This window comes from Brevibacillus sp. MER 51 (assembly GCF_023714195.1).
Lineage (GTDB): Bacteria > Bacillota > Bacilli > Brevibacillales > Brevibacillaceae > Brevibacillus.
The window spans coordinates 1-12,285 of the sequence record NZ_JAMAUS010000027.1; the positions used below are offsets into that span (position 1 = coordinate 1).

Genomic DNA, 12,285 nt, shown 5'->3' on the forward strand with positions numbered 1-12,285 from the left:
TATTGGCGTACTTGCCCTTAGTGTAGCCAGAGTAACCTACGAAGTTACGAATAGGGGCTGTCCTCGTTCATAATAACTTATGGAATACTTCACCGAGACTTCTACGTTTGAAGCGCTCCCGCCATTTTTTCCGAGGCGGCCAGTGAATCCCCCCTTGCGGGGCGTAGGCCGAAGCGTAGACTGGAAATGCGCTTCTTCCCCACCACAACAACTCGTAAAAAAAGGAGCAGCTTGAAAGCCGCCCCCCTTTATTTCCCGGAAAATGTTAGGACAGTCGTCCCATCAAGCGCTCCATACGTTCCAGCGCCTTCTTCAACTGCTCCATCGATGTCGCATAAGAGCAACGGATATGTCCCTTTCCGCTTTCGCCGAACACATCTCCAGGTACAACAGCTACCTTTTCCTCCATCAGCAGCTTCTCCGCAAACTCAGAAGAGCTGAGACCTGTAGAAACAACAGACGGAAATGCGTAGAATGCTCCATCCGGTTCATGGCAAGTCAATCCGATATGACGGAATCCATCTACTACATAATTGCGGCGCTGACGGTAGCTCTCGATCATTCGTTCCATATCCGACCGTCCATGACGCAGGGCTTCCAATGCAGCCATCTGAGCCATTGTCGGAGCACACAGCATGGTGTACTGATGGATTTTCAGCATGCCTGCGAGCAAATCAGGTGACGCGCAGACATATCCCAAACGCCAGCCGGTCATCGCGAATGCTTTGGAAAAACCGGAGATCAGGATCGTCCGATCTTTCATCCCTGGCAGAGCTGCGATACTATCGTGCATGCGACCGTAGGTAAGCTCGGCATAAATCTCATCGGAGATCACCATGAGGTCGTGCTTTTCGATGATCGGCAAAAGTGTTTTCCACTCTTCAGCCGTCATAGTCCCCCCGGTCGGGTTATTTGGATAGCAGAAAATAATGGCTTTTGTACGTGCGGTAATGTGCGTCTCCAGCTCTTGCGGTGTCAGTTTAAACTGGTTTTCCATCGTCGTTTTCAGGAAAACCGGCACACCACCAGCCAAGCGAATAACTGGTTCATAGGAGACATAGCAAGGCTCCACGACCAATACTTCATCACCCGGATCGAGAATGGCACGCAGTGCGATATCAATCGCTTCGCTGGCACCGACCGTCACGAGAATTTCTGTCTCTGGATGATAGCTGACAGAAAAACGTTCTTCCAAGTATTTCTGAATTTCCACACGCAATGGCAGCATACCTGCATTGGATGTATAAGCTGTATGCCCACGCTCCAGCGAAGAAATCGAAGCTTCTCTCATTCGCCAAGGAGTAACGAAATCAGGCTCCCCAACCCCTAAAGAAATGACTCCCTCCATCGATGCTGCCAAATCGAAAAAGCGGCGAATGCCCGATGGCTTCAACGATTGAACTGTACTGGATAAACGGTTTTTGACTTTGACTTGTGTACTCACGGCGTAACCACCATCCTGTGATCTTCGTCACGATCTTCCAGCTCAATGCCATCGTGCTTGTAACGTTTCAAAATAAAATGTGTAGCTGTTGAGACAACCGAATCAAGAGTGGACAGCTTTTGCGAAACAAAAGTAGCTACCTCTTTCATCGTTTTGCCTTCCAAAATAATCGACAAGTCATAGCTTGCACCAGACATCAAGTAAACAGCCTTCACTTCTGGGAAACGGCAAATTCGCTCCGCCACTTCATCAAAGCCGACGTCGCGCTTCGGCGTCACTTTTACATCAATCATGGCGTTTACGTACGGATGATCGTCCACACGCTCCCAGTTCACCAGCGCTGGATATTTGACAATGACCTTTTCGGCTTCCAATGCTGCAATCGTCTGCTCAACGACCTCGGTTGGCTCACCGATCATTTTTCCGATTTGCTCAGCGCTCATGCGACTGTCTTCTTCCAACAGGTGCAACAGCTCTCTTTGCTTCAAGCGATCCATGCCCCACCACTCCAGTTTTCTCTTTATTTTTGTACATAAGTGCGTGTTCAAGTAGTCGACTTTTTGAACAACGTCATAAAGCAAAAAGCCCCAGCAACCAGACTCATGATTTCCATGAATCCGGTTGCTGAGGCGAAGGTATCGCGGTACCACTCAGCTTTTTTGCCTCTCTCACAAAAGGCAAACTCGTGCTGTCTACGTAGACATGCGCCCCATAACGTGGGCCATCCGCTGCTTTCTACTTGGCATTTTCAAAAGCAGAGCTCCAAGGTGGCTTTCAAAAAGAGTTCGCGGCTGCCCTCTCAGCTAACAGGCAACTCTCTGGACGTCAAAATCCCTTTTTTACTTTCCTTTTCACGGCTGTGTTGGTTGTTTTATTGAATGTCTCAGATTATAAATGACGTTTTCTCTCATTGTCAACCAACAACTTCTGTCTTCTGAACTTCTTTCAAACCGTTAGGCAACCAGACGCGAAACACCGTCCCTACTCCCAAGCTGCTTTGGACGTCAATTTTACCCCGATGATTTTCTACGATGGATTGGGTGATCGACAGCCCCAGTCCAGCTCCTCCGCTTTTGCGTGCGCGAGAGGATTCAATCCGGTAGAAACGGTCGAATACATGCAGGACATGCTCCGGTGCGATTCCGGCCCCATTATCTCTGATCGTCAGTTCAATCCCATTGGCAATCTTGCTCAATGTAAGCTCGATTTCACCGTTCACAGGGTCAGTATGCTGCACCGCATTTTGAAACAGATTGAGAATAACTTGCTTCATTCCGTCACAGTCGAAAGCAACCGTAACATACGGTTCTACGCGGAAATGAACGTTTCGGTCACCGGCCAGCACCATGAGCTGCGATTCCATACTGTGCACGACTGCGTCCAGCTCCCCCTCTTGCAGAAGGAAAGCCGGTTCCCGATCCATCCGAGCCAGGTACAGCAAATCGTTGACGAGTTTGTTCAGTCGCTCTGTCTCGCCGTGCATGCTTTTCAATGCTTTTTGCAAATGTTCGGGATTTGTCGCCGCACCGCGCAACAACACCTCCAAAAAGCCATGGATGGATGTCAACGGTGTTCGCAACTCGTGCGAAGCGTCCGCTACAAAGCGCCTCATCCGCTCCCCTGCTTCCTGCTCAGTTTTAAAGGAGGTTTCCAGCCGCTCCAGCATTCCGTTAAAGACCGCCGATAATTGATCAATCTCCATTTGGCCTTGATCCATCGGCAGTCGCTCATCCAAGTTACCCGCATTAATCCGCTCAATTGTAACCTCAATACGCGAAAGTGGGTTCAGCGTACGGCGGAGCACAGGCACATACGTTAACAAACCGATAAGCAAGGCGAGTGCAGATGCAGAAAAGAAAATGATCAACTGCGGAAACAGCACTTCTCGCATCGGGCCGACAGGGGTGCTCAGCTGTACAATTCCTTGCAGCTGATCAGGAGAACGAATGGGTGCCAGTACGACCAAATAATCCGTACCAGTACTGCCTTCCAAAATTTTGTATTTAAAAGTACATACGCCACTAGCCAAGATCTCACGGTATAGACTCTCCGGAAAGCGCGGGGAATACCCTTCGCTCGGATTCGCAAACAGCTCCGTCACGTTCGCGTCGTTGTCAATAAAGGCATACTTGATATCGGGTGTACGCAAGGAGAGCAACGCGCTGACATACTGATCGTATTTCGGCAGTGTTTCCGTCTCCTCCAAGACTTGATAAGGAACAGTGACAGCCAGATTTAACAAGCTTTCCGCTTTGCTGCGATACAAGAACTGCTCCATCAATAAGTATTGAATCATGCCGATTAGAAGTAGCAACCCGGATAAGATAAATAACGAACGAGACAACAGTTGATAACGCAAAGAGTTCGGTTCTAGGAAAGGAGCCCATTGATTGTTTCGATTCATCTTCATACAAAATCAACCCGATAGCCCGCACCGCGCAATGTGCGAATAATCCGATGCTGACGATCATTCAATTTATCACGCAGGGAGCGAATATACACCTCGACAATGTTCTCCTCCCCACCGAAATCATAGCCCCACACGTTATCCAAAATCATTGGTTTACTCAGCACCAAGCCGTGATTCGTCACCAAATATTTCAGCAACGAGTATTCCGTTGGAGATAGCTCCAGAAGCGTGTCCTCATAGGTAATTTCCTTTCGCCTGTCATCGATCTGGAATGGGCCGAGGTGTACCTTGGAGAGCAGATGTGGGTAATGATTACGAATGCGCGCCTGGATACGGGCAAGCAGCTCTTCAAAGCTAAACGGCTTGATCATATAATCATCGGCACCGAGCGTCAGCCCTTTTACCCGATCCTCCACGTCTTCCCTGGCTGTCAGCATGATCGTTGCTACATTCTGAATCTTTTTCAGCATCCGGCATACCTCGAAGCCATCCATGCCAGGCATCATCACATCGAGAATGACGACATGCGGCTGATGCTCCTTTACCATGGTCACCGCAGTCATCCCATCTTGTGCCGTCATTACTTGGAAGCCTTCATTTTCAAGACCCATCTCCAAAAACTGCAGGATAGTCGGCTCATCATCGACAAGCAATATTTTAATGCCTTTATTTAGGCTCATTTCTTTCACCTCACCTCTATTTTACCTGAACAGGCCAAACGTAGCTGAATGTTTGCTGAATATGCCCTGAGTACGAGCTGAAAGCTTTTTGCAAAATAATAAACCAAAAAATGTAAATCCAATATATAAAACGTTGATAATTCTCTTACCATTGCGCTTTCAACAAACTTTCAGCCAGCTTTCAAGGCCCACTCAGCTTCCTCGCTCATAATGATCCCTGCGAAGCCAATACATACGACTCAAGTCTGAACACTTCAAAAACATGGAGGTTATCCAAAAATGAAAAAAAATTCGGTTATCCTGACTGCCTCAGTTGCCACACTCGTGGTTGGTATCGGAGGTTACATGCTCTATGACTATTTTGTGGGAAACCATGTGGAGATCCAGCCTGCAGCTGCGGCAACCACAGCCTCATCTACCGCTTCCTCAACGCCTCTGACAGCAGATCAACTGAATAAAAAATGGAGGATCAATGACCAGTCCAAAGTCTATTTCTCCGTAACCACGTCAAAAGAAACGGTTAACTTTGAAATGGACGGTATTACTGGCAGTTGGGATGTGAACCTCTCTGCACCCGACCAAATGAAAGCAACCGCTTCCGCTGACTTGAATAAGCTAAACTCCGGTAATGCAAAGCGCGACACCCATATCAAATCTCCTGATTACTTTGATACAGCCGTCCATCCAGCTGCTACCTTTGAAGCGAAATCCTTTGAGAACTGGCCATCCACATGGACAGAAGGACAAAAAGCTTCGTTCACCATCAATGGCGTCCTGACCGTAAGAGGAATTGCCAAAGACGTGAAAATTGATGCTGATGCGATTTATTCCCAAGGCAAGCTGCAATTGGAAGGAACATCTGTCGTTACGTTTGGTGACTTCGGTTTGACTAGCCCTCATACGATCGTGGCCAAAACGGAAGAAAACATTACCATTACATTGCGACTTGCGCTGGATGCTGTTTAATCCTTTTCGCGCGAGCTGCTTCGAGAGACGTCTGATACTCATCGACGTCTTTTTTCACAGATTTTTACATTGTAGTATTGACATTGTTAAAACGATACTATAATATAAAAGTATGAGAACAGACTCGAGCAAACGGAAAGGATGATTTTGTGAGTACGTCTCCCCTTCGAGCTAAACGCATACACTTTCGGACCAAAAAGTACCGCTCGCCGGATGGACTTCCTACAGATATTTGCCTCTTTACGATCCTTTCCATCCCGCGCCAAACAAAAACCAAATCGCTCCCACTCAAACAATTGGCCGTTCTTCTGATCAAGCGAAAAAGCGATACATTTGCAGAGCAATGGGCCTTGCCTGGCGGTTTTTCCAATGAATCGGAGACACTGGATGAATGTGCCTATCGTGAGTTGAAAGAAGAGACGAATATTGACCGTGACGTACACATCGAACAGCTGAAGACCTACTACAAGCCGGGAAGAGACCCTCGTGGCTGGATCCCGAGTGTTGCCTATGTCTCCCTCGTTCATGAAGATTTATTGAAGCACGCACAGGCAAATGACGATGCATCAGACGCGCAGCTGTTTCCGATCGAGGAAGCTTTTGCCCTCAACCTTGCCTTTGATCATCGTGAAATTTTGACTGACGCCTTACAGCGCGTTCGTGAGCAGATGCTGCAAACGACTATCGCCAAAGCATTTTTGCCAGATGAGTTTACTTTGAGTGAACTGCTGCAAGTGATCGAGACCGTCGTTCCATCCTTTTCAGCAAAAGACCGCGGTAATTTTGAGCGGCGCCTGCTTGCGACAACCAGACGGCAAGGACTTCTCGAGCCAGTTCTATCGGCTGACGGACAGCCTGTCTACTCGACCGAGTTTTCGAATTCGCCAGCCAAGCTCTATCGCTTTACCGGCTTTACGCCAACTGCCATGATTTACTGATAAAATCCACATTCAGGAGGTTTAGCCATGAAAGCTTTGATTGTGATCGACTACACGAATGATTTTGTCGCGACAGATGGTGCATTGACTTGTGGAGAGCCTGGTCAGGCTATTGAGAGACGCATTGGAGAGCTGATCCGCGACTTCCTTGCAGAAGGCGACTTTGTCGTCATGGCAGTCGACGCTCATCGCGAGCAGGATCCGTACCATCCTGAGACTGGACTCTACCCACCACACAACATTATCGGTACGGCTGGCCGGAATTTGTATGGCAGCATTCAGGAGATTTACGAGGAATTCGAAGATACGATTCACTGGATGGATAAGACGCGCTACAGTGCTTTCCAAGGCACCGACCTTGCCCTATTGTTGCGCACGAGAGGTATTACCGAGATTCATCTGGTAGGTGTCTGCACAGACATTTGTGTGCTGCACACAGCAATTGAAGGCTTCTATAACGGCTTTTCTGTCGTCATCCACGAGGATGCTGTAGCGAGCTTTCTACCCGAAGGTCACAAATGGGCTCTCGGTCATTTTCACAACCAGCTTGGCATGACTGTCCGAAAAAAATAACAGGCTCTTGACGATAGGAGGCAATTTTTATGCGAATCGGCATTTATGGCAGCAGCTTTGATCCCATCACGTACAGCCATTTGTTCACGGCTGCGACCGTCGCTCACCGGAGACGACTGGACAAAGTCATTTTCGTACCATGCTCTTCGAAGCGTCATGACAAAAAATTGCAGACAGAGGACGACCATCGCTTGCACATGCTCAAACTGGCTTTGGCTGGCAGTACACACAAAACAAACAAAGATGGCGAACCTCTTTTCGAGATTTCAACAGTTGAAATGGATGCCTTGCCAGGTGAAACCTACACGTACGATACGATGATGCACATGAAAAGGAAGTACCCGAACGACGAGCTCTTTTTCATCATGGGATCGGATTTGTTAGAGGGACTCTCGAACTGGGGCAACGCTGAAAAGCTGGTCGCAGGCTTCAACTTCATCGTGATGTCGCGCGAAGGCTATCCGACCGCTGACCTGATAGCGGAGGACGCGCTGCTGCGCAATCATGACGAGCATTTCCTCATCATGAGCAAGGGCATCAACATGGGAATCAGCTCTACCTACATCCGAGACGAAATCCGCAAAGGCGGCGATCCCAGCTTCCTGTTGCCCGATGCTTGCCTTCAGTACATTTATGAAAATGGAATCTACAAAGAGCCTTACCTATAATCCCAAAAAGGAAAACAGCCGCAACTGTGAAGTGTCGGCTGTTTTCTTTGTCGTCTCCATCAACGATTGAGATGATTGGCAGCAGGCTGTCGTATCTTTTTCTGATAGTTCACCAAGCAAATACTGCACACGATCAATACCAGTCCGGCGATGAGCGAATACGTAACCGGCTCGTCCATGAAAATAGTGCCAGTGACGACTGCGATGAGCGGCACGAGAAACGTAAAGGCGGCCACCTTGCTCGCTTCGCCTGCATTCACAAGCCCAAAGTAAATGACAATGGCAATCGGCACACCAAATGTAGCACCGTAGCTGAGGCCGATCAAATAAGGTACATTCCAGACAATGTCGGACCAGCTTTCTACGCCTGTCCCCAAAAGAGTTAAGGCCGCGCCACCAATGATGCATTGCATGGCAACCATCCAAAGCGAATCTACCTTGGCACTGACTTTTTTCACATAGATCACGCCCATCGCCCACGTCAGAGCCGTCAACAAGCCTAAAATGACGCCCACGATGGAAACCTGTCCAGTCAGACTATCTGCACTGACCGCAAGTATCCCGAAGAATCCCATGATCAGCCCAATGATTTTGAGCACTGTCATGCTCTCACCCAGCCACAACCAGGCAAAGAGTCCAATCAGGATTGGCTGGAAGTACACCAACACAGAGAATAATCCACCTGGCAAATACACGAGTCCAACCGTCTGAATGCCGTAAAAGCACAATGTATTCAGAAAGGCAGATATACAATAGCTCAACCAGTTTTCACGCCAGTTGATCTTTTTCCATTTCGGTAAAATGAATAAAGCTAGCAGAAGTCCGCCAATCAGCGAACGCATTCCTGCGAATAAAATCGGTGGAGTATAAGCGAGTGACATTTTGTAAATCGACCAGCTTAATCCCCACATCAACACCAAACTTGCAATAGCGACTACAGTCTTACCCGAAAACTTTCCCACGAGGGGCCTCCCTTTCTAGCTGCACACTTGCACTTATGTTTTTGTCCGCCTCCTATAGTACCACACAAAAGAAACAGCCGGATGTTCTCACCCGGCTTTGCTTCCTGCCATTTTATTGCTGTTCTTGACGCAGGAACTGATCGAAATCATCTGTCGGAAGCGGTTTGCTGAACAAATAGCCTTGACCGTGGTCACAGCCATTTTCCTTCAATGCCGCCACTTGATCATGGAGTTCAATTCCCTCAGCGATGACATTCATATTGAGACTTTGTGCGATCGTGACAATCGCTTTTACAATCGCTTGACTCTCCTGATTGTGGTGAATGTCGCGAATAAATGAGGCGTCAATTTTGATGGTATCGACTGGCAAGCTTTTAATATAACTAAACGAGCTATAGCCTGTCCCAAAATCATCAATCGAAATTTGGATGCCGATTTCCCGAATCTGTTGCAGGACTGCCGTCGCCTCTTCCATTTTGACAAATATGCTCTCCGTAATCTCGAGCTCCAGCCAATTAGGAGATAGCTTTGTTTCCTGAAGAATATCCTTGATCATCTCGACCAGATCTTTTTGATAGATCTGTCTCGCTGACAAATTCACAGAGACCTTCAGCGTATATCCTTCATCGTGCCAGATTTTATTTTGTTTGCACGCCTGTTTCAAAATCCATTCCCCAAGCGCCAGGATCATCCCTGTCTCTTCTGCGATTGGAATAAAGCGATTCGGCGGAATGATGCCCAGTTCTGGATGCACCCATCTGACGAGCGCCTCCATGCCTGTCATCTCGCTTGTCGCGATATCAATTTTGGGCTGGTAGTAAATTTGGAACTGCTCTTGTTCAATGGCTTTCCGCATCTCATTTTCCATCAAGATACGCTCCAGCGACTTCGCCTCCATCGTAGGATCGAAAAAGTCATAGCCATTCTTCCCGCGTGATTTCACGGTATACAACGCTGTATCGGCCCGTTTCAACAAATCTTCTGGATTGTCCCCATCCTGTGGATACAGGGCGATGCCGATGCTGCACGACACGTTGAACACATGACCATCCAATTCAAACGGCCGCTGCAGCTGATACATGATCTGCTCTGCCAGCGCAGTTGCTTCATTGCGATCTTGCAGCTGGTTCTGCATAATTGTAAATTCGTCTCCACCCAACCTGGCCACGACATCTCCTGGCTTCAGGCATGCCTGTAGACGCTTTGCTGCTTCGATCAGCAACATATCCCCTACATCATGACCGAACGAATCGTTCACATCCTTGAAACGATCCAAATCTAAAAACAGCACTGCCAGATTCGATTGGAAACGCTTGGCCTGCATCATTTCCTTGCTGAGCTGTTGGACATACATCCGTCGGTTCGGCAGATCTGTCAACGCATCGTGATAAGCCAAATGGTGAATCGTCTCTTCGGACTGTTTCCGGTCTGTGACGTCACGGGTAACAAGGAGCAGCTTGGTCACATTTCCTTCTTCATCCACAATCGGATTGATTTTGCTCTCAGTCCAGATCACATCGTTTCTTTGGGTATTAATCCGGCATTCTACCATGTACTCTTTGCGCGTAGAGAAGGCATGCTGAATCGCATAAGCAAAAATATCCCGGTCATCCTCCACAATCCACTCGAACAGGTTATGGATTTCCTCATCCGGAACGGTATGCTCCCATACACGCTTGTGAGACGGGGACAAATAGAGAAATTCCCCATCCAGGTTGATGATGCTGATGATATCCGACGTGTTTTCCGCGATGATACGATACTTTTCTTCACTCCGCTTTAGCTCGTCTTCCATCTGCTTGCGAGCTGTGATATCACTGCGAATGGAAAGGTATTGATAGATTTCGCCCGCTTGGTTCTTAAATGGCACAATGGTGGTATCAACCCAATAATAGCTGCCATCTTTTGCGCGATTGCGAATTTCCCCCCGCCAAACCTGGCCAGATCGAATACAGGACCACATTTCTTTAAAAAAGCCTTTCGGATGGTAACCCGAATTAAGAATACGATGGTCCTTTCCAATCAATTCGCTTCGTTCGTATTTCGATATGCGGCAAAATTGTTCATTTGCCCGCAAAATAATCCCCTTATGGTCCGTAATTGCCAAGATCGTGGATTGGTCCAAAGCGTATTTGACATCTGCCAGCTCATTCACAACCATGTTCAGCTCACCATCTTTTTCGCGTAGTAGACCAGCCCAATCTTGGGGTGTCAGTGAAGATATCATTTGGTTTTTCATTTTCCATCACCTGCTTTGAATACAGTCAAAAAAAATGATCCTTACAGAAGGATCGTAACGTTCTGAATACAAGTTCGTTCCATTTTACCATGTTTTACCGAAAGATCAACGAGAACAACTGCGATAGATACAACATTTTTGCGAAAAAAATGAACCAGTGCATGTAGCCTGGCTCACTTTTTTCAACAATGGGTATGAACCGGCTGCTTTGCTTACAACCGGGCAAGAATGCTGCGATTGAGGTCTGCGACAGAATTGCTGCCAGACAGTGCCATTGCGACGTCAAATTCATGGATGAGTGTATCTAACACACTCGCTACGCCTTGCTCTCCGGCAACAGCCAGTCCATACAGAAATGGGCGACCAATCAAAATGGCATTGGCCCCTAAAGCAATCGCTTTAACGACATCTGCTCCTGTACGCACGCCGCTATCGAGCAATACAGGTATTTTGCCAGCTACTACCTCGGCAATCGCCGGCAATGCATCCAGCGTAGAAATAGCGCCATCCATCTGCCGCCCACCGTGATTGGAGACGATGATTCCATCTACACCATGCTCTAAAGCAAGGCGCGCATCATCCGGATGCAAAATGCCTTTTACCAAAATCGGCAGACGAGTATGCTCACGCAAAAAGGCGATGTCGTTCCAATTCAGCGCTGGATGATAAATGTTTTTCAACACTTCCTCCACTGCATTCTCCGGCGTTACCTCAGGGAGTCGCGAACAAAAAACAGGGTCTGTCAAGTAATTCGCCAGTCCTCTTCCTTCGCGCAGTGGCGAATACCCGTTGCGGAAGTCTCTGCGCTTCCACCCTAGCATGACGGTATCTACCGTGAGGACAATGGCAGAATAACCAGACTTTTCCGCTCGTCTGACCATGCTCGCAGAAACCTCTCGATCATTCGACCAATAGAGCTGGAACCAGCGATAGGCATCGCCCATCACTTCGGCAATCTGTTCGAGTGAATGAGCAGATACCGTACTGGCTACGAAAGGCACTCCGGCTGCTGCTGCCGCCTTGGCAGACGCCAGCTCTCCATCTGGATGTGAAATCGTCTGCATGCCTACAGGAGCCAAGAAAATCGGTGTGCGCAACGCTTGATTGTACATCGAAATACCGAGCGTGCGATTCGTCACATCCCGCATCATCCGCGGAATGATTGCCCAACGGGAAAAAGCTGTCCGGTTTTCTACGAGCGTTTCCTCTGCCCCTGATCCCCCGGCAACGTAATCAAATGGCCCATCAGGCAAAACCTCTCGCGCCTTTTTCTCCCAGTCTTCAATGGAAATCGGCAGTGCCTGCGTATCCTTGTTCACACGAGTAAATAAGAGTGATTCCTGATTTGTTTTCGTCATTTGGTTTGCTTCCTTTCTGCGATCGTCTTTCATCTTTTTTATCTCAA

Annotated in this window: 11 protein-coding genes and 1 other annotated feature; of the genes, 4 read left to right on the top strand and 7 right to left on the bottom strand. The window is 48.1% G+C overall.

Features of this window, described 5'->3' with window-relative positions:
- Positions 1-265 precede the first annotated feature (265 nt).
- From M3630_RS29270 to M3630_RS29285, 4 genes are all read right to left on the bottom strand, one after another.
- Positions 266-1,444 (bottom strand): aminotransferase, encoded by a 1,179-nt coding sequence (locus M3630_RS29270; RefSeq protein WP_173609075.1) that lies wholly within the window; start codon positions 1,442-1,444, stop codon positions 266-268.
- Positions 1,441-1,941 (bottom strand): Lrp/AsnC family transcriptional regulator, encoded by a 501-nt coding sequence (locus M3630_RS29275; protein WP_007722565.1) that lies wholly within the window; start codon positions 1,939-1,941, stop codon positions 1,441-1,443. The genes M3630_RS29270 and M3630_RS29275 overlap by 4 nt, the downstream gene beginning before the upstream one ends.
- Positions 1,942-2,066: 125 nt before the next feature.
- Positions 2,067-2,308: a binding site (T-box leader), on the bottom strand.
- Positions 2,309-2,357: 49 nt separating this feature from the next.
- Complete coding sequence (locus M3630_RS29280) at positions 2,358-3,854, bottom strand: sensor histidine kinase (RefSeq protein ID WP_251254519.1); 1,497 nt, start codon at positions 3,852-3,854, stop codon at positions 2,358-2,360.
- Positions 3,851-4,534, bottom strand: a complete 684-nt coding sequence (locus tag M3630_RS29285; RefSeq protein ID WP_221867450.1) for a response regulator transcription factor — start codon at positions 4,532-4,534, stop codon at positions 3,851-3,853. The genes M3630_RS29280 and M3630_RS29285 overlap by 4 nt, the downstream gene beginning before the upstream one ends.
- Before the next feature lie 279 nt (positions 4,535-4,813).
- Here M3630_RS29285 and M3630_RS29290 point away from each other — a divergent pair, with 279 nt between their 5' ends.
- From M3630_RS29290 to nadD, 4 genes are all read left to right on the top strand, one after another.
- Positions 4,814-5,500 (top strand): YceI family protein, encoded by a 687-nt coding sequence (locus tag M3630_RS29290; protein WP_251254520.1) that lies wholly within the window; start codon positions 4,814-4,816, stop codon positions 5,498-5,500.
- Positions 5,501-5,649: 149 nt separating this feature from the next.
- Positions 5,650-6,438 (top strand): NUDIX hydrolase, encoded by a 789-nt coding sequence (locus tag M3630_RS29295; RefSeq protein ID WP_251254521.1) that lies wholly within the window; start codon positions 5,650-5,652, stop codon positions 6,436-6,438.
- 27 nt (positions 6,439-6,465) lie between these two features.
- Positions 6,466-7,011 carry a cysteine hydrolase family protein gene (locus tag M3630_RS29300; protein ID WP_251254522.1) on the top strand — a complete coding sequence of 182 codons (546 nt, stop codon included), beginning with the start codon at positions 6,466-6,468 and terminating at the stop codon, positions 7,009-7,011.
- Between the two features lie 29 nt (positions 7,012-7,040).
- On the top strand, positions 7,041-7,679 hold the full coding sequence (nadD, locus tag M3630_RS29305) for a nicotinate-nucleotide adenylyltransferase (RefSeq protein WP_251254523.1): 639 nt from the start codon (positions 7,041-7,043) through the stop codon (positions 7,677-7,679).
- Between the two features lie 59 nt (positions 7,680-7,738).
- On the opposite strand, the gene M3630_RS29310 is transcribed toward nadD, so the two are convergent.
- The 3 genes from M3630_RS29310 to M3630_RS29320 form a co-directional block, all read right to left on the bottom strand.
- The gene (locus tag M3630_RS29310; RefSeq protein WP_251254524.1) at positions 7,739-8,641 is read right to left on the bottom strand and encodes a DMT family transporter; all 903 of its coding nucleotides are present in this window, start codon (positions 8,639-8,641) and stop codon (positions 7,739-7,741) included.
- Between the two features lie 112 nt (positions 8,642-8,753).
- The gene (locus M3630_RS29315; protein WP_173609084.1) at positions 8,754-10,880 is read right to left on the bottom strand and encodes a bifunctional diguanylate cyclase/phosphodiesterase; all 2,127 of its coding nucleotides are present in this window, start codon (positions 10,878-10,880) and stop codon (positions 8,754-8,756) included.
- Between the two features lie 212 nt (positions 10,881-11,092).
- Positions 11,093-12,238, bottom strand: a complete 1,146-nt coding sequence (locus tag M3630_RS29320; RefSeq protein WP_173609085.1) for an alpha-hydroxy-acid oxidizing protein — start codon at positions 12,236-12,238, stop codon at positions 11,093-11,095.
- Between the last annotated feature and the right edge of the window lie 47 nt (positions 12,239-12,285).